The following is a 21755-nucleotide window of genomic DNA, read 5'->3' on the forward strand; positions in this document are numbered from 1 at the left end:
CGTAGGGAAGAATCCGTGCTTTTAGCCTTCTTGGAATTCTTTGATTTGCGTCCGAGGATGCCCATTTTTTGAGCGACCCTTCAATTCCGCTTGCAAATCAGGCACTTATGCATCGCATACAAAGTGCTCCTCAACTTGTCCACACGACTGTCCAGTGCGGCTGGGGACAACTGCGGCGGGTTGGCGTGTGGGTTGAGCGACGTGCCCGCTGCGGCTTTTCCGCGCTTGCCCGCGAGGATGAAAGCTCAATGACATAATTGCCCGCAGTCTTTTTCGCTCGCACCATGCCATTCCCCATCAGCATTGCCCAGCTCAACTTCGTTGTGGGCGACATCCAGGGCAACGCCCGCAAAATCATCGAAGCCGCGCGCCAGGCGCATGCCGCAGGTTCGCGCCTGCTGCTCACGCCGGAGCTGGCGCTCAGCGCCTATGCCGCCGAGGATCTCTATCTGAGGCCCGCCTTCCTGTCCGCCTGCGAGCAGGGGCTGGCCGAGATCGCGTCCGCCACGGCCGATCTGACCGGGCTTGCGCTGGTGGTGGGGCATCCACGCGCCACTCCGGGCACCCATTCCGGCGAGTACGGCCATCGTTGCCACAACGCGGCCAGCGTGATCCGCAACGGCCGCATCGAGCAGACCTACGCCAAACAGCGACTGCCCAATTACGAGGTGTTCGACGAGCAGCGCTATTTCATTCCCGGCAACGACACCTGCGTGTTCGAGGTGGATGGGGTGCGTGTCGGACTGCTGATCTGCGAGGACGCCTGGTTCCCCGAGCCGGCGCGCGCCGCGGCGCAAGCGGGTGCGGAATTGATCGCCTGCATCAACGCCTCGCCGTTCCACATGGGCAAGGGCGCGGAGCGCGAAGACGCCATGCGCGCCCGCGTGGCCGAGACCGGCCTGCCGCTGGTCTATGCGCATCTGGTGGGAGGGCAGGACGAGGTGGTGTTCGAGGGCGCTTCGTTCGCGCTCAACGCGGACGGCCAGGTTGCCATGCGCGCTCTGGCGTTTGCCGAGCAATTGGCGCGTGTGGACGTTGAGCGGCAGGGCGGCAAGATCAAGCTCGCGGGCGAGATGGCTCCGGTGCTGCGCTGGGAGGCCGAGCTGTGGGCAGCTCTCGTCACCGGCGTGCGCGACTATATCGGCAAGAACGGTTTCCCCGGCGTGCTGCTGGGGCTGTCGGGTGGCATCGATTCCGCGCTGGTGCTGGCGATCGCCGTCGACGCGCTGGGTGCGGACAAGGTCCGCACGGTGATGATGCCTTCGCCTTACACGGCCGACATCAGCTGGATCGACGCGCGTGACATGGCGGCGCGCTTGAATGTGCAGTACGAGGAGATCGCCATCGCTCCGCAGTTCGAAGCGTTCAAGGCGGCACTCGCGCACGACTTTGCCGGGCTTCCCGAAGACACGACCGAAGAGAATCTGCAGGCGCGCATCCGCGGCACGCTGCTGATGGCGCTGTCCAACAAGTTCGGCTCGGTGGTGCTGACCACCGGCAACAAGAGCGAGATGGCGACGGGCTACTGCACGCTCTACGGCGACATGGCTGGGGGCTTTGCCGTGATCAAGGACGTGCTCAAGACGCGTGTCTTCGCGCTGGCGCGCTGGCGCAACGAGAACGACCCGTTCGGCAAGGGCGCGAATCCGATTCCCGATCGCATCATCACCCGTCCTCCCAGCGCCGAACTGCGCCCCGACCAGAAGGACCAGGACAGCTTGCCTCCGTACGAGGCGCTGGACGCGATCGTCGAGCGCTACATGGAGCGCGACGAGCCGATTGCCGACATTGTCTCTGCGGGTTTTGCCTCGGCCGACGTCGAGCGGGTCACGCGACTCATTAAGATCAACGAGTACAAGCGCCGTCAGGCGCCGGTGGGCGTGCGCGTGACGCGACGCAGCTTCGGCAAGGACTGGCGCTATCCCATCACCAATAAATTCCGGGCCTGACGAGCATGCTCGTCGGGTCTGGATCGTTTTTGAAAAATCATCAGGAGTCTCCGCCATGAAAATGATCACCGCCGTCATCAAGCCGTTCAAGCTGGAAGAGGTGCGAGAAGCGTTGGCCGATTGCGGTGTCACGGGCCTCACTGTGACTGAGGTCAAGGGCTTTGGTCGGCAGAAGGGCCACACCGAGCTCTATCGCGGCGCGGAGTACGTGGTGGACTTTCTGCCCAAGGTGAAGGTCGAGGTCGTCGTGCGCGCGGAAGACGTGGACCGCTGCGTGGATGCCATCGTGAACTCGGCCCGCACCGGCAAGATCGGCGACGGCAAGATCTTCGTGACTGAAGTCGAGCGAGTGATCCGCATCCGCACCGGCGATCTGGACGACGCGGCCGTCTGAGAGCGTCAACACGCTCAGAGCCCGCATTGATTGGAGGGCGGCGCGTGCAATGCGCGCATGCCCGTATCCATTCAGCATTCGGCATTCAGCGATGGATCGGGCAGTGGACCTCATCGCGATGCGTTCAAGACGCTCAAGGCGTGGCGCAGGTCGAAGCGCCGCGCCACAAGACCTTCAAATGACCGTGCGCAACGGGATCTGCGACATGTTGTTGCCAGCTTCCTGCACCAGCTTGCGCAGCAGCGCGTCGTGGTCGGTGTGAGCGCTGATCAGGTCCATCTGCCACTCGCCCATGAAACCTGATTTGACGCTGGTCTCCAGAAAGCCCAGCATGCCGTCGTAGTAGCCGTCCACGTTGAGCAGGCCGATGGGCTTGTCGTGATAGCCGAGCTGGCGCCAGGTCCAGATCTCGAACAGCTCCTCGAACGTGCCGATGCCTCCTGGCAGTGCGATGAAGGCGTCGCTGCGCTCGGCCATCATGGCCTTGCGTTCATGCATGTTGTCGACGATGTGCAGCTCGTCGCAGTGCTGGTTGGCCAGTTCCTTGTCGACGAGGGCCTTGGGGATCACGCCGACGACGCGTCCGCCCGCCTTGCGCGTGGCCTCGGCGACCGTGCCCATCAGGCCGCTGCGTCCACCGCCGTAGACCAGTTGTCCGCCGTGCTCGCCGATCCAGGTGCCGACCTGAATGGCTGACTGGGTGAACGCGGGATTCTCGCCCGGGCGCGAACCGAGGTAGACGCAGACCGAGAACGTGGGGGCGGGTTTCTTCTTGTCAGTGGATGGCATGGGCAAATCTTTGATAGAGGGCGGTGATCCAGATGCCACCGCACAGCAGCAGGGAGAGCAGCACGGCGGCGCTTCCCATGTCCTTGGCGCGCTTGGAGAGATCGTGCAGCTCCGGGCCGATGCGGTCGATGGCCGCCTCGATGCCGGTGTTGAGCAGCTCGACGATCAACACCAGCAGCACCGAGCCGGCGAGCAGGGCGACCTCAATCCACGAACCGCCGAGCCAGAAGGCCGCCGGAATCATGACGACCGCAAGGCAGGCCTCCGAACGGAACGCCTTCTCTCCCCAGCCCGCCTTGAGGCCTTGCAGCGAATAGCCGAAAGCGTGAATCCAGCGATTGAGGCCGGTGCGGGCCTTGTGTGGATGTGAAGCGGAGGGCTGCGGAAGTGGTGGAGCCATGGGAATGGAGGCAGAGGAAAAATTCAGCGAGAAAGGAGCATCGGGCGCGGATGTGCACGATCAGTTGGAACGTGCGGGGCATATTCGGCCAGACATCGTAGCGCAGATGTGAAGGCTCGATCCTGCCCGGCCAGTGTGAACATCGGCTGAATGCCTTGTTTCGCTCAGCGTGTCAGAGCGTTTTTACGATCTCAGGACTTGGCTCGGCGACTGCGTGGCAGCGGCGCAGAATGAATCAGGCGCGTGCCTGCCCATGCGTCGTGCCAGAACTGGCGTTCAGGGTGAAAGCGGCTGAGCAGCGCCCAGATGGCGATCCAGCCACCCAGAATGACCAGGGCTTCGGCGGCGCTGAGTCTGGCGGCCCAGCTGACCAGCAGCGGTGGCAGAAACCAGAGCCAGGACAGCGCATACCGTCTGAGCGCGCGCAACTGGCTGATGGAGCGGCCTTGCCGGTCGACGACACGGATGTTCCATGTTTTCATGGCAAGCGTCTGGCCCTTGGCCCAGAACCACACGAAGTAGATCCCGAAGATCACGAACAGAAACGCCTGAAGCTCATGACGGTTGTCGAGCGCGTTGCGGGTCTGGGTGAGGGCGCTGAACAGATAGCCCGAGATGAACACCACGCCGAACATCAGCATGCCCTCGTACAGCCAGCAGGCCATGCGGCGCCGCAAAGAGGGCGTTTTGCCTTCCGCGCCGGGAGGCAGGTCCGTCGGAGAGTCTGGGCGGGCGATGGGGCCGGAGGGAAGCGGAGAACTCATTCGACGGTCGTGGCTGCGGGTGAAAGCTGAATGCGGGTGGCTACTGAGGTGAATTGACCGAGGTGACATCCCGCAGATCCACCTTTTCCTCGGTGTCCGGCGCCGAGGCCGGGGTCAGGGGAGGCAGGGGTTGAGCGGTTGCCGACGCGCCCTGGACCGGCGCGGTCTCCACCACGTTGGGCGCGCTGGGAAGCGGTGCCGCCGGTGGAGGGAAGACATGCGGCACATGGTAGTCCGTCATGGGAGGGATCTTCGGCGGGTTGGGTTGATTTGGCGCAACCGTTGTCGCGGCCGGAATGCGTACCAATTTCTTGGATGGGGGCGACTTGACCACCACGGCAGCTCCGAACGGCTTGCGTGAGGCCTTGGCGGCGAGTTGCTTCTTTTCCTCTTCGCTGAGGGCCTGATAGGCCTCCCATTGCGCGAGCTTGTCGTCCGGCGACAGGCGATTCGTGGCGGCAAAGTTCAGCCGGGCCTGGCTGCGCTGCTGGGCGCTGAGGTTGGCCCACTCCGTCATACGGCTGAGCATCTTGGCCTGTTCCTGCTCGCTCAGGGAGTCGAAATTCGACGCCAGAGTCAGCCAGTGGCGCTTCTGTCCTTCGCTCAGCTGGTTCCAGCGGGTGGCCAGCGGCGAGAGGGCGTCTTTCTGGGAGCTGGAGAGTTCGCCCCACATGGGACCGCCCTGCGCGACAGGCAGGGGCGCTCGAGTCATGGTCGAGCTTGGGCGAATATTGGATCGCTTCGAGGGGAGCGCCTCATCCGGCGTCGAGATGGTGGGCGCGATGTCCAGGTACGTGACAGCTTTCCATGCGCCAAATGTCAGGCACGCCAAAACCAGCAGCCCCACGATGGCGGCTGCAAGGCTGGGTCTGGAACGGTCGGATACGTCTGGCGCCAATCTCTGCATGCAAATCGGTGGTCAACCGATCAGGTTCAAGGTTTGTGTTGGGATGTTTTCAGATATTGCAGAAAACCGGGGTCAGTATAGGCCTCTGGAGGCAGGTCATCGGTGAGAAGGGCGGCATCCACCTCGGCAATTTCATTCGCGCCGGCTTCATTCTGGTTCACGCCCACGACGAACAGACCCACGAGCAGCGCTGCGACGGGGATTGCAGACACCAGAGCGCGCCACCAGTTTCCACCTTCGCTGCCCCAGCCGCCACCCATGGTGGCTGTGTGGCCGACGCCCAGAACGACGGGCTCGGCCACCACGGGACGCTGCGCCACGACGGCAGGACGCTTGCGCTTGTCCAGTGCCTGCATGCGGCCTGCACGCAGGCGTTCGGCGATGTCGTAAGGAAGCTCGTTGCTGCCTTGGTCGAGGCGGGCCACCACCCGAAGGGCGAAACGGTCTGCCGCTGTGCTGTTCGAATTGTCGGAGATATGGCGGTTCATAGCTCGATTCCTTTTGCCTTCAGTGCCTTGCTCAACGTCTGAATGGCGCGGAAGCAGTGCGTTTTGACGCTGCCCTCGGAGCAACCCATCGCTGCGGCCGTTTCTGCAACATCCATTTCCTCCCAGTAACGCATGAGAAAGGCTTCTCGTTGACGCGCGGGCAGCTCCTGTATCTCTTTTTCTATCTCGTGGAAGATCTGCTTGCGGCGGATCTGGTCTTCCGCGCTCTGGCTGCCTTCCCGCTGATCGCCCTCGATGGCGTAGTTCTCCAGCAGGTCGAAATCCCCCGCTTCATCACTCGGACTTTCGAAGTCGCTGAGGCTGGTGAACAAAGCGTTACGAGTTTTTTGTCGGCGGAACCAGTCGAGCGTGCTGTTCGACAGGATGCGCTGGAACAGCATCGGCAGTTCGTTGACAGGCTTGTCTCCGTAATGCTCCGCCAGCTTGATCATGCTGTCCTGGACGATGTCCAGTGCGGCCTCCTCATCACGAACGTGATAGACCGTGCGCTTGAAGGCACGCTTGTCTACGCTCTTGAGGAAATCTGACAGTTCTTGTTCGGAGGCCAATGGCAAAACTGTCCCGCAAGGGGACTGACTGGGTCAGCACAATGAAGCTGGCCACTTGGTTGTTAATCCGGCGATTATGACATCAGAGTAGTTTTTTTGAGCACTGGGCTGTGCGCAGGGCCGCAAAGTGCAATAATGTGCGCTGCAGCAAATAACGCAAACGGGTCCCGGTTCGGCGAAGAACTCATGTCGCTCATGACCGAGGCCTCAAGTTCCAAGGCGGCTTCACAAGAGTTCGACCAAGGGGCACCCAAGGTTTTTCGTTAGAGAAATTCACAAAGGTTCATCATCATGGAAATCTCCAAGGCCGAAATCACCTCGGCAGCCGCAGCAGCCAGCGGCAATGCCGGCACCCAGGAACTGATGGGCGCCGAAATCCTCGTCAAATCCCTTCAGGCCGAAAACGTTCAGTACATCTGGGGCTATCCCGGCGGTGCGGTTCTTTATATCTACGACGCCCTGTACAAGCAGGACACCATGCAGCACGTGCTGGTGCGCCATGAGCAGGCGGCCGTTCACGCGGCTGACGGCTATGCCCGCGCAACCGGCGACGTCGGCGTGGCGCTGGTGACCTCCGGCCCTGGCCTCACGAACGCCGTGACCGGTATCGCGACCGCGTACATGGATTCGATCCCGATGGTGATCATCTCTGGTCAAGTGCCCACGCCCGCCATCGGCCTCGACGCTTTCCAGGAATGCGATACCGTCGGCATCACGCGCCCCATCGTCAAGCACAACTTCCTCGTGAAGGACGTGCGCGATCTGGCGATGACCATGAAGAAGGCCTTCCACATCGCGCGCACCGGTCGCCCCGGCCCCGTGGTGGTGGACATTCCAAAGGACGTCTCCTTCAAGAAGACCCCGTACAGCGGCTATCCACAGAGCGTGGAAATGCGTTCGTACAACCCGGTCAAGAAGGGGCACGGCGGCCAGATCCGCAAGGCGCTGCAGCTGTTGCTGACAGCCAAGCGTCCCTATATCTATACCGGCGGCGGCGTGCTGCTGGGCAATGCCTGCAATGAACTGCGCACGCTGGTCGACATGCTGGGCTACCCGGTCACCAACACGCTGATGGGTCTGGGTGCGTATCCCGCATCCGATCCCAAGTTCCTCGGCATGCTGGGCATGCACGGCACGATCGAAGCTAACAACGCCATGCAGAACTGTGATGTGTTGCTGGCTGTTGGCGCGCGTTTCGATGACCGCGTGATCGGTAATCCCAAGCACTTCGCTCAGAACGATCGCAAGATCATTCATATCGACATTGATCCTTCCAGCATCTCCAAGCGCGTGAAGGTTGATATCCCGATCGTTGGCGATGTGAAGGACGTGCTGACCGAGCTGATCAACATGATCAAGGAAACCACGACCCGTGCCGACTCCGGTGCGTTGGCGCAGTGGTGGAAGCAGATCGAGACATGGCGCAGCCGCGATTGCCTCGCTTACGACCGCGACAACACCAGCGTGATCAAGCCGCAGTACGTGGTGGACACGCTCTGGAACATGACCAAGGATGCTGATACCTACATCACGTCCGACGTGGGTCAGCACCAGATGTGGGCCGCGCAGTACTACCGTTTCGACGAGCCACGTCGCTGGATCAACTCCGGTGGTCTGGGCACGATGGGCGTGGGTATTCCTTACGCCATGGGCATCAAGCTGGCCAAGCCGAAGTCCGAAGTGTTCTGCATCACAGGCGAAGGCTCGGTGCAGATGAACATTCAGGAACTCGCGACCTGCCTGCAGTACAACACGCCGATCAAGATCTGCGCGCTGAACAACCGTTACCTCGGCATGGTGCGCCAGTGGCAGGAAATCGAGTACTCGGGCCGCTACAGCCACAGCTACATGGATTCCCTGCCGAACTTCGTGAAGCTGGCCGAGGCCTATGGCCACGTCGGCATGCTGATCGAGCGTCCTCAGGATGTGGAGCCCGCACTGCGCGAGGCGCGCAAGCTCAAGGACCGCACGGTGTTCATGGACTTCCGTACCGATCCCACCGAGAACGTGTTCCCGATGGTGCAGGCCGGCAAGGGCATCACCGAGATGCTGCTGGGCGCGGAAGATCTGTAAGACTTCTCGAAGCGCAACCATCCATAATGCCGGGTTGCAGGGGTAATCCCGCTCCCGGTCCTTCATCGCCATTCGCGAGAATGGCGGCTTTTTGACGAATCTATTGCCTGCCGAGCCTGGTGTTTACCGACATCGGGGGAGGGCAGCGAAAAGAGGAATCACACATCATGAAACACATCATCGCCGTTCTGCTGGAAAACGAACCCGGAGCCCTGTCTCGCGTGGTCGGTCTGTTTTCCGCGCGTGGCTACAACATCGAATCGCTGACCGTGGCTCCCACCGAGGACGCCTCGCTGTCGCGCATGACCATCCAGACGACGGGCTCGGAAGACGTGATCGAGCAGATCACCAAGCACCTGAACCGTCTGATCGAAGTCGTGAAGGTCGTCGACCTCACCGAAGGTTCCTACACCGAGCGCGAGCTCATGATGGTGAAGGTGCGCGCGGTCGGCAAGGAGCGCGAAGAAATGAAGCGCATGGCCGACATCTTCCGCGGCCGCATCATCGACGTGACCGACAAGAGCTACACCGTCGAGCTGACGGGCGATCAGAGCAAGAACGATGCGTTCCTGCAGGCGATCGACCGTACGGCCATTCTCGAAACAGTGCGCACTGGCGCCAGCGGCATTGGCCGGGGCGAGCGGATTCTGCGCGTGTAAACGGCACGGGATCACCCTCTCGCGCCAAACCACATGCAGAGTGTTTTTCGCTGCATTTCTTCTTCGTTTAGTTTTTAGTTTCAACCCCCAAAACCATTCCCCGGAGCCAACATGAAAGTTTTCTACGACAAAGACTGTGATTTGAGCCTCATCAAGGGCAAGACCGTTGCCATCATCGGCTACGGCAGCCAAGGCCACGCACACGCACAGAACCTGAACGACAGCGGCGTGAAGGTCGTGGTCGGTCTGCGCAAGGGCGGCGCATCGTGGGACAAGGTCGGCAAGGCCGGTCTGACCGTGATGGAAGTGAATGAAGCAGTCAAGGCTGCCGACGTCGTCATGATCCTGCTGCCCGACGAGCAGATCGCCGAGGTCTACAACAACAACGTCGCTCCGAACATCAAGCAAGGCGCTTCGCTGGCTTTCGCCCACGGCTTCAACGTGCACTACAACCAGGTCATCCCACGTGCTGATCTGGACGTGTGGATGGTGGCTCCCAAGGCTCCAGGCCACACCGTGCGCAACACCTACACCCAAGGTGGCGGCGTGCCTCACCTGGTGGCCGTGCATCAGGACAAGTCCGGCAAGGCCCGTGACCTGGCCCTGTCGTACGCAATGGCCAACGGTGGCGGCAAGGCCGGCATCATCGAGACCAACTTCAAGGAAGAAACCGAGACCGACCTGTTCGGCGAGCAAGCCGTTCTGTGCGGTGGCGCTGTCGAGCTGATCAAGATGGGTTACGAGACTCTGGTCGAAGCCGGCTACGCTCCAGAAATGGCCTACTTCGAATGCCTGCACGAGCTGAAGCTGATCGTGGACCTGATCTACGAAGGCGGCATTGCCAACATGAACTACTCGATCTCGAACAACGCCGAGTACGGCGAGTACGTGACGGGTCCTGAAGTGATCAACGAAGAGTCCCGCAAGGCCATGCGCAACGCTCTGAAGCGCATCCAGAACGGTGACTACGCCAAGATGTTCATCCAGGAAGGTCGCCTGAACTATCCTTCGATGACTGCACGTCGCCGCAACACGGCTGACCACAGCATCGAAATCGTCGGCAGCCAACTGCGCGCGATGATGCCTTGGATCGCCAAGAACAAGCTGGTCGACCAGACCCGCAACTGATCTTTGATGATCCGTTAAATGCAAGCGCCCCTTTTGGGGCGTTTGTTTTTTGGGGTTCTTTGTTTTCTTTGAAGAAGCCTGCGGCTTCGATGGTGGGTCGTTTTTGGGGGGGGGCAAGACAGCCCCTCATGCTTTGTTGCAAAGCCTTGTCGTACGACAGTACTGCCTGCGGCTTTGCGTCGCGCCTGAGGGGCTGTCTTGCCGTTGGGGTTTTCGTTTGGACGTCTGCTGCGCTTCGCAGGCTCGCTCCGGGATTCGGGTTCGGGAGTCTGACGAAAACCACGTTCCAAGCCTGTTGTGCTACATTGTCGTTCTATGAAAACGTTGGCTCTCGCCCTAGCTCTACTGCCCTTCGGGCTGTGATGTTGGCGCGCGAGCGAACTGTTCATCCGATGGCCCGTATGCAAGCGCAGCGGGCCATTTGTTTTTTGCGCTTGGCAAACGGTTCTTTTCAACTTGCGGGGCTGCCATTCTTCTTGCAGCGCTCTGGAGACCACGATGACTGACAAACTGATTATTTTTGACACCACATTGCGTGACGGCGAACAGTCGCCCGGCGCTTCGATGACCAAGGATGAAAAGCTGCGCATCGCCCGTCTGCTGGAGCGCCTGAAAGTCGACGTGATCGAGGCCGGCTTTGCGGCCAGCTCGAATGGTGATTTCGAGTGCATCCGCTCCATCGCCGGTGCGGTGAAGGACTCCACCATCTGCTCGCTCTCGCGTGCGAACGACCGCGACATCGCGCGTTCGGCCGAGGCGCTGGCGGGTGCGAACAGCGCGCGCATCCATGTGTTCCTCGCGACCAGCCCGCTGCACATGGAGAAGAAGCTGCGCATGACGCCCGATCAGGTGTTCGAGCAGGCGGTCAGCTCGATCCGCTTTGCGCGCAACCTGTGCGGCGACATCGAGTTCAGCGCGGAAGACGGCTACCGCAGCGATCCGGACTTCCTCTGCCGCGTGTTCGAGGCGGTGATCAAGGAAGGCGCGACCACCATCAACGTGCCTGACACCGTGGGTTACGCGATCCCTGAGCTCTACGGCGACTTCATCAAGAACCTGCGCGAGCGCATTCCCAATTCCGACAAGGCGATCTGGTCGGTGCACTGCCACAACGACCTCGGCATGGCTGTGGCGAACTCGCTGGCCGGCGTGAAGATCGGCGGCGCACGCCAGGTTGAGTGCACGATCAATGGCCTTGGCGAACGCGCCGGCAACTGCTCGCTCGAAGAAGTCGTGATGGCCATCAAGACTCGCAAGGATTACTTCGGTCTTGACGTGAACATCGACACGCAGCACATCGTCGCCGCGAGCCGCATGGTCAGCCAGACGACCGGCTTCGTCGTGCAGCCGAACAAGGCAGTGGTCGGCGCCAATGCGTTCGCGCACGCTTCCGGCATCCACCAGGATGGCGTGCTCAAGGCGCGTGACACCTACGAAATCATGCGCGCGGAAGATGTGGGCTGGGCTGCCAACAAGATCGTGCTCGGCAAGCTCTCGGGCCGCAACGCGTTCAAGCAGCGCCTGCAGGAGCTGGGCGTGCAGATGGAGAGCGAGGGCGAGATCAATGCCGCGTTCACCCGCTTCAAGGAACTGGCCGACCGCAAGAGTGACATCTTCGACGAGGACATCCTCGCGCTGGTGAGCGACGAACATGCGGGAGCGCAAAAGGATTCCTTCGGTTTTGTGTCGCTTTCCCAACACAGCGAGACGGGCGAGCGCCCTCACGCCAAAGTGGTCTTTACCGCTGAAGGCAAGGAGGTGCAGGGCGAATCCGACGGCAACGGTCCGGTGGATGCTTCGCTGAAAGCCATCGAATCCCATGTCAACAGCGGCGCTGAAATGGTGCTCTATTCGGTGAACGCGATCAGCGGTTCTACAGAGAGCCAGGGCGAGGTCACGGTGCGTCTTCAGAGCAACGGCCGCGTGGTCAATGGCGTGGGCGCGGACCCGGATATCGTGGTCGCGTCAGCCAAAGCCTATCTGAGCGCGTTGAATAAGTTACAAAGTAAATCGGAGCGAGTCGCCGCACAAGGATGAGCACGGTTTTATAATTAACTCACTTTCTTGAAGAGTCGCGTAAGGTCTTGATCTTGTGCGACTTTTTTTGATTGTGTACACTGAAACCGTTTATTGCCGCTTGGAGCATCTTGATGCAAGCCCGAAACCGCATCGCAGCCCGTTTTTTCCACGCGTTGGCCTTTGTGGCCTTGAGCGTCTCGTTAGCCGCGCCGACTGTGCACGCTGCCGAGAAAAAGAAAGCGGTTGCCGCCAAGAAACAGTCGGCTTCTTCTGCGTCATCCGGCGCCAAGCGACCGGTCGCCAAGGCTGCGGAAAAGAAGCAGGCACGCAAGACGGCGGAAGCGCCACGCGGCAAATCGGGACGCGTGACCGCATCACTCAGCAAATCCAATCGCCTTTCCGCACGCAGCGCCAAGGCGCCCGTGCGCACAGTGGCCTACACGCCACCGCCGCAGTCCTTTGGGCAGATCGCCGGCCTGCATGACGTGCAGGACCCGTTGGCGCTGCAGTCGAGCGTGGCGCTGGTCATCGACCAGGACACCAAGGAAGTGCTGCTGAGCAAGAACGAGGGCGCCGTGCTGCCCATCGCATCGCTCACCAAGCTCATGACGGGCCTGCTGGTTTCGGAGGCGCGCCTGGACATGAATGAGTCCATCACCATCACTCAAGATGATGTGGATACCGAAAAATTCAGCCGTTCGCGCCTCTCGGTCGGCACGACGCTCAGCCGCGGCGAACTGCTGCATCTGGCGCTGATGTCGAGCGAAAACCGCGCGGCGCATGCGCTGGGCCGTACCTATCCGGGCGGTCTTGCGGTCTTCGTCGACAAGATGAACGCCAAGGCGCGCCAGATCGGCATGCGCTCCACGCACTATGTCGAACCCACGGGCCTCTCGAGCAGCAATCAGGCGAGCGCACGCGATCTGGCGCAGCTCGTCAGCGTGGCCCACAACGACCCGTTGCTGCGCGAGCTGACCACTTCGCCAAGCTATGAGGTCGAAGTCGGCAGCCGCACTCTGCAGTTCAACAACACCAATCGTCTGGTCAAGAACCCGTCGTGGGATATTGGCCTGCAGAAGACCGGCTTCATCAATGAGGCGGGCCGCTGCCTCGTGATGCAGGCACAGGTGTCTGGACGCAAGCTGATCATGGTGTTCCTCGACTCGGCCGGCAAGTTCAGCCGTCTGGCGGATGCGGAACGTGTACGCAACTGGGTGGAGCAACGCACGCACACCGGTGGTCACGTGATGGCGAGCTCGAATCACGGCGACAGCTGATTCGGCTGGCTTGTCGAGACACAATAAAAAACCGCGCACTGCGCGGTTTTTTGCATTTCACGGAGTAGATCAGTTCGTGACTGGTCCGTTGAACGCGGTGCGCTGGCCTTCGATGAACCCGAGCGCCTGCGAGATTTCCTTGGCGGTGGTCTGCAGTTTGGGCAGCCAGTTTTCATCCAGCCGATCCGCGGGGGCGGAGATCGAGAGGCCGGCGACCAGTTGGCCCTGATCGTCGAACACGCCAGCCGCCATGCAGCGCACGCCGAGTTCGAGTTCCTCGTTGTCGCGGGCGATGCCATATTGGCGGGCCTTGCCGAGTTCGCGCTCAAGGATAGGCAATTGCGTGATGCTGTTGCGCGTGTGGCCGGGCAGGCCGGTGCGGGTGGCGTAGGCACGCACGCGCTGAGGGTCGTCAGCCGCGAGGAAGAGCTTGCCCGTGGACGTCAGGTGCAGTGGCGCGTGGCCACCGATGGCGCGCACGACCTGCATGCCGGAGCGTTCGCTGTAGGCGCGCTCGACGTAGACGATCTCGTCGCCTTGGCGCACGCTCAGGTTCACGGGCTGCTGGATGAGCTTGTGCAGCGAGCGCATCGGCGCCATGGCGGCATCGCGCACGGACAGGCGCGCCTTGACCAGATTGCCGAGCTCGAGCAGCCGCATTCCGAGGCGATAGCTGCCGGATTCGGGGCGATCCACGAAACGGCCAATCGTCAGGTCGTTGAGGATGCGGTGCGTGGTGGAAGGGTGCAGGCCCGTTTTTTCGCTGATTTCCTTGAGTGAAATGGCTTCCTCTCGGGAGGCCAGGACATCAATGAGCACAAACATGCGTTCCAGTACCTGGACGCTGGGCTTGGCGGGAGAGTCTGAGTAGTTCTTTTTCATAGCAAACCATGAGTCTCACGATGCGAGGCATTTTATCTTGTGAAATTGACGCCTGAGACGACTGTTTGCGGAAACCTGTCAGATGCTCCTTTTTTTGGAGTGCAAGTGCTTGACTGCATTGATGAATCTGGATATTCAGCGATAAGTTCTGTTGAAGCGAGCGATTGCATGACTTGATTCATGTCATTTCGATCTCTGACCTGTTCTGGGCGATGGTTTCTGCGCCCGTGCGGGCATGCGCACCGCAGCTTTGCGTGCGCTGCAGTGCAGCATCCACAATCAGGCTGCAGGCTTCGAGCCGGTTGCTCAGTGCGGGATCGCTGCCCCCCAGCATCTTCCGCCATGCGCTGATCTGGCGTGCGGTCTGGCTGAGCCCTTGCTGGTTGCGCCGAATGCCCACGCACTCGTCCATCAGATGCGCCAGCACCTGCGCAATGGGCGAGTGCTGCGCGAGGTCGCTCGGCGCAGAGGCCATGGAGCCCGTCCACAGAACGGACGGCGGCGCGGCCGTCACCCGCGTCGCCGCTGTTGTCACACTTGCCGTCGCGATGGTCTTTGCCGCCGCGCGACCCATCACCACGCATTCGAGCAGCGAGTTGCTTGCCAGCCGGTTGGCGCCATGCAGGCCGGTGCATGCGACTTCGCCGACGGCATGCAGATGGCGCAGATCGGTACTGCCGTCGACCTTGGCGCGCACACCGCCGCACGCATAGTGCGCGCAAGGCGCGACGGGAATGGGCTGCGTCGCGATGTCGATGCCGTGGCTGGCGCACAAGTGCATCACACAGGGGAAATGCGCCGCCAGCCATTCGCGCGGCTGGTGGGTGATGTCGAGCAGCACGTGGGTGAGGCCGCCTTGCTGCATTTCCGCATAGATGGCGCGCGAAACGATGTCGCGCGGCGCGAGTTCTGCGCGTGCGTCGTGGCGCGGCATGAAGCGTTCGCCGCTCGGCAGGCGCAGCAGCGCGCCTTCACCGCGCATCGCCTCGGTGATGAGGCCTGCGGCGCGGCCGTCGATCTGCAGGGCCGTGGGGTGGAACTGCACGAACTCCATGTCCCGCACGCCACAGCCTGCGCGCGCGGCCATGGCGACGCCGTCGCCGGTGGCCGTCCACGGATTGGTGCTGCGCGAGAACAGCTGTCCGAGCCCGCCGGTGGCCAGCACGGTGTGGCCCGCACGCCATGGCACGGCCTGACCATCGGGGAGGCGTACCCAGGCCCCAAAGCAGGTGTTCACCGAATCGGCATGCGCGTGCAGCAGCTGGATCGCCGCGTGCGATTCGTGGATGCGGATGTTGCCTCGCGTGCGGCAGGCGCGCAGCAGCGCCTCGTGCACGGCGAGACCCGTGCGGTCCTTCACATGCGCGATGCGGCGATGGCTGTGGCCGCCTTCGCGTGTGAGGTGCAGGGTGCGGCCGTCGTCCTGCAGGTCAAATGCGACGCCATGCTCGATCAGCCATGCGATGGCTGCAGGAGCCTGCGCGAGGATGTCGCGCACCGCATCCGCGTCGTTGACGTGCGCGCCGGCGATCAGCGTGTCGTTCACATGCGCTTCAATGCTGTCCGCCGGATCGAGCACCGCCGCAATGCCGCCCTGAGCCCAGGCGCTCGCGCATTCATGGGCCAGGCCCTTGCAGAGCATGTCGATCTGCAGATGCGATGGCAGCGAGAGCGCGGTCGCCATGGCCGCCAGACCCGCGCCGATGATCAGCACATCGGTGGAACGTGTGTCGTTCATGATGGCGTTCCCTTTCAGGCGGGGCCGAAGTGTTTGAACAAGGCGCCGTCGTTCGAGAAATCGCCGCTTGCGCGCACGCGCTGTTTGGCGTCGGCAGCGAACTTCAGCATGCGTTCGATCGGCACGCGTGCGGCCTGTGCCAGAGCGGCGTCGAGTTCGATGGAACCGATCTCCGAACCGATCCCTGAACCGAGGGCGCGTTCGATGCCGCCCAGGCTGTTCATCGCCATCCACGGGCACGTCGCGCAGCTTTTGCAACTGGCGCCTTGTCCTGCGGTGGGCGCAGGCATGAAATGCTTGTGCGGATAGCGCATCTGCATGTCGTGCAGGATGCCCTGATCGGTCGCGACGATGAAGCGGTCGGTCTCAAGGCGACCGGCGGCGGCGATGAGCTGGGTGGTCGAGCCCACGACGTGTGCGAGGGCGGTCACCGACGCGGGCGACTCGGGATGCACGAGGATCGCGGCTTCGGGGTAGTCCTTGGAGAGGAGGGCGAGCTCGTCGGCCTTGAACTCGTCATGCACCACGCACGAGCCTTGCCAGAGCAGCATGTCCGCGCCGGTCTGCTGCTGTATCCAGGCACCCAGATGGCGATCGGGTGCCCAGAGAATTTTCTCACCGCGCGCATGCAGGTACGCGACGATGTCCTTTCCGACCGAGGAGGTCACCACCCAGTCCGCGCGGGCCTTCACTGCCGCGCTGGTGTTGGCGTAGACGACCACCGTGCGATCGGGATGCTGGTCGCAAAAGCGGCTGAACGCATCGGCGGGGCAGCCCAGATCAAGCGAGCAGGTGGCGTCGTCGTCGGGCATGAGCACCGTCTTCTCGGGGCTCAGGATCTTGGCGGTCTCTCCCATGAAGCGCACGCCCGCCACCACGAGGGTCGAGGCGGGATGCTCCGCGCCAAAGCGCGCCATCTCCAGTGAATCGCCGACGCAGCCGCCGGTCGCGCGCGCGAGTTCCTGCAGTGCGCCATCAACGTAGTAGTGGGCGACGATCACCGCGTCGCGCTCCTGGAGCAGTTCTCGGATGCGCCGTTCGCTGCGCGCGCGTTCTGCGGGGCCGGGGTCTGAAGGGACACGCGCCCAGGCGCCTTTGAGGCCGCAACTCGCGCCGGAGTCGGGGTGGTCATATTGCACGGTGATGGTCTGCATGTCTCGCTCCGGTGGGTCTGTGGATCCGCCGCATGGAAATGGGGTGGATGGATTTGGCTGGATTATGCTCATTTTGAGCAATATGAAACGTCAATTTTTCCAATCCCTCTGCACCATGTGGTCAGAAGTTGTGCGCCGCGGGTATACCCGACCACTTGGTTGACTGATGGGTCGCATCAAAACTTGTGATTGGCCCTGTGAGGTGGGCGGGACTAGAGTCCGGCTATCCCCTTCAATATCACCATCAGGAGACACGACATGCAGAAGAAGAACTGGATGGCGGCGGCGACGACAACGGTCAAAGCGGTGGCCATTGCGACCGGCTGGTTGTGCGGCGCGGGCTTCGCGCAGGCTGGAACGGTGACCGTGCTCACATCGTTTCCCAAGGAGCTCACGAGCGCCTACCAGAAGGCCTTCGAAGCGGCGAACCCCGGCATCAAGGTCGAGATCCTGAACAAGAACACGACCGCCTCGGTGGCCTATGTGCGCGAGCTGCCCGAGGGGCAGCGGCCCGATGTGATGTGGGCGAGCGCGCCCGATGCGTTTGAGGTGCTGGCGCGCGCCAAGCTGCTCACGCCCGCCCCCGAGACGGTCAACAAGAGCGCCCCTGCGAAGATCGGCAACTTCCCGCTCAACGACCCCGAAGGCATGTACTACGGCCAGGCGCTCGCGGGCTACGGAATCATGTGGAACACGCGCTACCTCAAGGCGCACAAGCTCGAGGCTCCCAAGGAGTGGAGTGACCTGACCCGGCCCGAATACTTCGGCCACGTGGCGATCTCGTCGCCCTCGCGCTCGGGCACCACGCAACTCACCGTGGAGACGATTCTGCAGGGCGAGGGCTGGGAGAAGGGCTGGGGCCAACTGCTCGAGATGATGGGCAACGCCGCAGCGGTGACCGACCGCAGCTTTGCGGTGCCGGACGGCGTGAACAACGGCCAGTTCGGCCTCGGCATCGTCATCGATTTCTTCGGGCTGGCGGGCAAGTATTCGGGCTTTCCGGTGGACTTCGTCTATCCGTCGATGACTGCCGTCGTGCCGGCCAACATCGCGCTGATCGCCGGAGCCAAGAATGCGGACGAGGCCAAGAAGTTCATGACCTTCACCATGTCCTCGGCGGGCCAGCAACTGCTGTTCGATCCCAAGATCAGCCGTCTGCCGATCCTGCCCTACAACACGCTCAAGGCGCCTGCCGGCTATCCCGTTCCGCAGGAAGTGGCCAAGCGCGCCAAGGTGCATTTCGACACCAATCTGGCCGAGTCGCGCTATCAGGTGGTGATCAATCTCTTCGACCAGATGGTGACCTTCCGCCTGAAGGAACTGCAGGCCGCGACCAAGGCGATCCACGAGGCCGACAAGGCGCTCAAGGCCAAGCCGAACGCGCAGGGCAAGGACCTGCTGTCGCAGGCGCGCTCGCTCGCGTTCTCGCCGCTGGTGGGGGCCTCGAATGCGGGCGATCCGCAGTTCCTTGAGCTCTTCAAGAAGAGCCGCCGCGACGTGGCCGTGGCCAAGGAATTGACCGGCATGGAACAGATGTGGGCCGACAAGGCCAAGTCCAATTACGCCAAGGCGCTGCAACTGGCCCAGCAGGCCAGGGGCATGGCCAAGTGAGTCGGGCGATTCGCTGAATCACGTCGTTCTTTGAGTGGGTTGCCGCCGCTGCGGCACCTCACGGGAGCTGTTTCATGAGTGCAAACATCTCGGCGCAGGGCCCCGCGGGCCAGGCGTCCGGCTCGCCCGCGCCAGCCTCGGCCGCCCTCGTGGGCATCGGGCCATGGATCGCCTTCATTCTGATCGGCATGTTCCTGCTGGCCTTTCTGATCGTTCCGGTGTGCATGGTGATCTACACCGCCTTCGTCACCGAGACCGGCAGTCTGACGATCGGGCACTTTGCCAACTTCTTCGGCCAGACCGTGTTCACCGAATCTTTCATCAACAGCGTGCTGGTGTCGCTCGCGAGCGTGTTCTTCGCGAGCCTGATCGCGGTGCCGCTCGCCTATCTCACGGTGCGTTTCGAGTTTCGCGGCGCGCTGCTGATCCAGACGCTCGGCGTGCTGCCGCTGATCATGCCGCCGTTCGTGGGGGCCGTTGCGCTGCAGCTGATCTTCGGGCGCAGCGGCTCGGTCAATCTGCTGCTTGACGACTGGTTTGGCTTCACCGTACCCATCATGGACGGGCTCACCGGCGTGATCTTCGTGGAGAGCATTCACTACTTTCCGTTCATTTTGCTGAACCTCGTCGCGGCCATGCGCAACATCGACGGTGCGATGGAGGAGTCCGCGCTCAACCTCGGCTCGCGTGGCTTCCGGCTGTTTCGCCGCATCATCTTTCCGCTCGCCATGCCGGGCTATCTGGCCGGCGCGGCGCTGGTGTTCGTGAAGGTGTTCGACGATCTTGGAACGCCGCTCGTCATGGGCGTGACCAACATGCTGGCCCCCCAGGCCTATCTGCGCATCACGTCCGTCGGGCTCGATGATCCCCTCGGCTATGTGATCAGCGTGATCATGATCGTGTTCTCCATCGCCGCGCTGTGGATGTCCGCGCGCCTCATGAAGGGCAAGGACTACGCCACGCTGCAAAAGGGCGGCAGCGCGCTGCAGAAACGCAGACTCACCGCATGGGAAGCCATCGTCGCCTACGGCTGGATCGTGCTCGTGCTGCTGGTCGTGCTGGCGCCGCACTTCGGCATTCTGCTGATGTCGTTCGCCAAGGTCTGGAGCTTCTCGGTGCTGCCCGACAGCTATACGCTGGAGCACTACGCCACGGTGTTCAGCGACTCCAGCGGCATGATCGGCAACACGCTGCTGTACTGCCTGCTGTCCGCCTCCATCGACGTGGTGATCGGCACGGCCATCGCCTACCTCATCCTGCGCACCAAACTGCCCGCACGGCAGTGGCTGGACTACATGGCATCCGTCGCACTCGCGATTCCGGGACTGGTGCTCGCCATCGGCTATCTGCGCCTGTTCCGCGACGTCAACCTGCCATTCACCGACACGCCGGTGATCGCGTCCTGGGTGCTCATCATGCTGGCCTACGCCGTGCGGCGCCTGCCGTATGCACTGCGCTCGTGCATGGCGGCGCTGCAGCAGGTGCACATTTCGCTCGAAGAGGCGGCGCAGAGCCTCGGGGCAGGGCGCATGAGCGTGATTCGCCGCGTGATGGTGCCGCTGATGGCGGGCGGCATCATGGCTGGCTTCGTCACCAGTTTCATCACGGCGGCCGTGGAACTCTCGGCCACCATCATGCTGGTCTCGCGCGAGAGCCAGGCTCCGATGAGCTACGGCATCTACCTCTACATGCAGAGCGTCTCCGGCCGTGGCCCGGGTGCGGCACTGGGCGTGCTGGCGGTGGTCGTCGTCGGCCTCGGAACGTACTTCTCGCATCGTTTCGTGGAGCGTTCGCGCGCCACGGTGCAGTCGGCCTGAACAGAACACATCCATTCCAAGAAGGATTGCCCGTCATGCAACTCCAACCCGTGTCTCTCGAATGCCGCCACATCAGCCTCTCGTATGGCAACAACGAGGTGCTGCGCGATGTGAATCTCAAGATCGAACCAGGCGAATTCTTCGCGCTGCTCGGGCCTTCGGGCTCGGGCAAATCCACGCTGCTGCGGCTCATCGCGGGCTTCAACCGCCACCAGCGCGGTGAGCTGCTGGTCGGCGGCCAGGACATCACCTCCGTGCCGCCGCATGCGCGCAACATCGGCATGGTGTTCCAGAACTATGCGCTGTGGCCGCACATGTCGGTGTTCGACAACGTCGCCTTCGGCCTCGTCGAGCGCCGCGAATCGCGCGACGCGATCAAGCGCAAGGTGGGCGAGGTGCTTGATCTCGTGGGGCTCTCGCAGTTCGCCCAGCGCAGGCCCGGCCAGCTCTCGGGCGGCCAGCAGCAGCGCGTGGCGCTTGCCCGCACCGTCGTCATCGAACCCAAGCTGCTGCTGCTCGACGAGCCGCTGTCCAACCTCGACAAGAACCTGCGCGTGCAGATGCGCGAAGAACTCAAGAACCTGCAGCACAAGCTCGGCCTGACCACCATCTTCGTGACCCATGATCAGGAAGAGGCCATGACCACCGCCGACCGCATGGCGGTGCTCGACAAGGGCGTGCTGCAGCAGGTGGGCTCGGCGACGGGGCTCTATGACTACCCGGTCAACCGCTTCGTCGCGGGCTTCGTCGGCACGGCCAATGTGCTCGAGGGCGAGGTCACGCAGGTGAGCGGCGAGTCGCTGTCGTTTCATGTGCCCGGCATCGGCAACCTGCGCCTGCCACGCCCGACGGAGCCGCCTACGGTGGGGCCTGCGGCCGTGTCCTTTCGCCCGCATCAGGTGCAGATCGCCGTGCGCGACGACGCGGGCGACGCGTCCCGCATCTGGATGGATGGCCGCGTGGAAAGCGCCGAATTCCTCGGCGAGTTCTCGCGCTACCGCGTGCGCGTCGGGGAGGTCGCCGTGGTGGCCGATCAGCCGCATTACTCGGGCATCGGCATGCTCCCCACGGGGACGGCGGTGCGCCTTGGCATCGAGCCCAGCCAGATGCGCTATCTGGATGCCTGAGCTTTCTGCG

At 62.5% G+C, this 21755-nt stretch carries 19 protein-coding genes; 10 read left to right on the top strand and 9 right to left on the bottom strand.

Annotated features, from left to right (window positions below):
• Positions 1–284: 284 nt before the first annotated feature.
• Positions 285–1949 carry an NAD+ synthase gene (locus tag ISG32_RS17075; RefSeq protein WP_194772215.1) on the top strand — a complete coding sequence of 555 codons (1665 nt, stop codon included), beginning with the start codon at positions 285–287 and terminating at the stop codon, positions 1947–1949.
• A 55-nt stretch (positions 1950–2004) separates the two neighbouring features.
• Positions 2005–2343 carry a P-II family nitrogen regulator gene (locus ISG32_RS17080; RefSeq protein WP_194772216.1) on the top strand — a complete coding sequence of 113 codons (339 nt, stop codon included), beginning with the start codon at positions 2005–2007 and terminating at the stop codon, positions 2341–2343.
• Positions 2344–2517: 174 nt separating this feature from the next.
• On the opposite strand, the gene ISG32_RS17085 is transcribed toward ISG32_RS17080, so the two are convergent.
• The 6 genes from ISG32_RS17085 to ISG32_RS17110 form a co-directional block, all read right to left on the bottom strand.
• Complete coding sequence (locus tag ISG32_RS17085; protein ID WP_194772217.1) at positions 2518–3132, bottom strand: LOG family protein; 615 nt, start codon at positions 3130–3132, stop codon at positions 2518–2520.
• Positions 3119–3532 (bottom strand): diacylglycerol kinase, encoded by a 414-nt coding sequence (locus ISG32_RS17090; protein WP_194772218.1) that lies wholly within the window; start codon positions 3530–3532, stop codon positions 3119–3121. Before ISG32_RS17090 ends, ISG32_RS17085 begins: the two co-directional genes overlap by 14 nt.
• Before the next feature lie 191 nt (positions 3533–3723).
• Entirely contained in the window at positions 3724–4296 is a 573-nt protein-coding gene (locus ISG32_RS17095; RefSeq protein WP_194772219.1) for an RDD family protein, read from the bottom strand.
• Positions 4297–4336: 40 nt separating this feature from the next.
• Positions 4337–5008, bottom strand: a complete 672-nt coding sequence (locus ISG32_RS17100; protein WP_228529883.1) for a DUF3106 domain-containing protein — start codon at positions 5006–5008, stop codon at positions 4337–4339.
• A 221-nt stretch (positions 5009–5229) separates the two neighbouring features.
• Positions 5230–5691 (bottom strand): DUF3619 family protein, encoded by a 462-nt coding sequence (locus tag ISG32_RS17105; RefSeq protein WP_194772221.1) that lies wholly within the window; start codon positions 5689–5691, stop codon positions 5230–5232.
• Positions 5688–6260: an RNA polymerase sigma factor gene (locus ISG32_RS17110; protein ID WP_194772222.1), complete on the bottom strand. Its 573-nt coding sequence runs from the start codon at positions 6258–6260 to the stop codon at positions 5688–5690. The genes ISG32_RS17105 and ISG32_RS17110 overlap by 4 nt, the downstream gene beginning before the upstream one ends.
• A gap of 291 nt (positions 6261–6551) precedes the next feature.
• Here ISG32_RS17110 and ISG32_RS17115 point away from each other — a divergent pair, with 291 nt between their 5' ends.
• From ISG32_RS17115 to ISG32_RS17135, 5 genes are all read left to right on the top strand, one after another.
• Positions 6552–8333, top strand: coding sequence for an acetolactate synthase 3 catalytic subunit (locus ISG32_RS17115; protein WP_194772223.1), 1782 nt, complete (start codon positions 6552–6554; stop codon positions 8331–8333).
• 167 nt (positions 8334–8500) lie between these two features.
• Positions 8501–8992: an acetolactate synthase small subunit gene (gene ilvN / locus ISG32_RS17120; protein ID WP_166066264.1), complete on the top strand. Its 492-nt coding sequence runs from the start codon at positions 8501–8503 to the stop codon at positions 8990–8992.
• Between the two features lie 111 nt (positions 8993–9103).
• Positions 9104–10120, top strand: coding sequence for a ketol-acid reductoisomerase (gene ilvC, locus ISG32_RS17125; RefSeq protein WP_194772224.1), 1017 nt, complete (start codon positions 9104–9106; stop codon positions 10118–10120).
• A gap of 498 nt (positions 10121–10618) precedes the next feature.
• Positions 10619–12157 (top strand): 2-isopropylmalate synthase, encoded by a 1539-nt coding sequence (locus ISG32_RS17130; protein ID WP_194772225.1) that lies wholly within the window; start codon positions 10619–10621, stop codon positions 12155–12157.
• Positions 12158–12270: 113 nt separating this feature from the next.
• Positions 12271–13416 carry a D-alanyl-D-alanine carboxypeptidase family protein gene (locus ISG32_RS17135; protein ID WP_194772226.1) on the top strand — a complete coding sequence of 382 codons (1146 nt, stop codon included), beginning with the start codon at positions 12271–12273 and terminating at the stop codon, positions 13414–13416.
• A gap of 69 nt (positions 13417–13485) precedes the next feature.
• On the opposite strand, the gene ISG32_RS17140 is transcribed toward ISG32_RS17135, so the two are convergent.
• The 3 genes from ISG32_RS17140 to nadA all read right to left on the bottom strand — a co-directional run bounded on the left by ISG32_RS17140 (position 13486) and on the right by nadA (position 17190).
• Entirely contained in the window at positions 13486–14298 is an 813-nt protein-coding gene (locus ISG32_RS17140; protein ID WP_194772227.1) for an IclR family transcriptional regulator, read from the bottom strand.
• A 178-nt stretch (positions 14299–14476) separates the two neighbouring features.
• Complete coding sequence (nadB, locus tag ISG32_RS17145) at positions 14477–16036, bottom strand: L-aspartate oxidase (RefSeq protein ID WP_194772228.1); 1560 nt, start codon at positions 16034–16036, stop codon at positions 14477–14479.
• Between the two features lie 14 nt (positions 16037–16050).
• On the bottom strand, positions 16051–17190 hold the full coding sequence (nadA, locus tag ISG32_RS17150) for a quinolinate synthase NadA (protein WP_194772229.1): 1140 nt from the start codon (positions 17188–17190) through the stop codon (positions 16051–16053).
• A gap of 258 nt (positions 17191–17448) precedes the next feature.
• On the opposite strand from nadA, the gene ISG32_RS17155 reads away from it, so the two are divergent.
• The 3 genes from ISG32_RS17155 to ISG32_RS17165 all read left to right on the top strand — a co-directional run bounded on the left by ISG32_RS17155 (position 17449) and on the right by ISG32_RS17165 (position 21745).
• The gene (locus tag ISG32_RS17155; protein ID WP_228529884.1) at positions 17449–18801 is read left to right on the top strand and encodes an ABC transporter substrate-binding protein; all 1353 of its coding nucleotides are present in this window, start codon (positions 17449–17451) and stop codon (positions 18799–18801) included.
• A 188-nt stretch (positions 18802–18989) separates the two neighbouring features.
• Complete coding sequence (locus tag ISG32_RS17160; protein WP_228529897.1) at positions 18990–20618, top strand: ABC transporter permease; 1629 nt, start codon at positions 18990–18992, stop codon at positions 20616–20618.
• Between the two features lie 35 nt (positions 20619–20653).
• On the top strand, positions 20654–21745 hold the full coding sequence (locus tag ISG32_RS17165) for an ABC transporter ATP-binding protein (protein WP_194772230.1): 1092 nt from the start codon (positions 20654–20656) through the stop codon (positions 21743–21745).
• Positions 21746–21755 lie beyond the last annotated feature (10 nt).

This window comes from Diaphorobacter caeni, from assembly GCF_015354245.1.
Taxonomy (GTDB): Bacteria; Pseudomonadota; Gammaproteobacteria; order Burkholderiales; family Burkholderiaceae_C; genus Diaphorobacter_A; species Diaphorobacter_A caeni.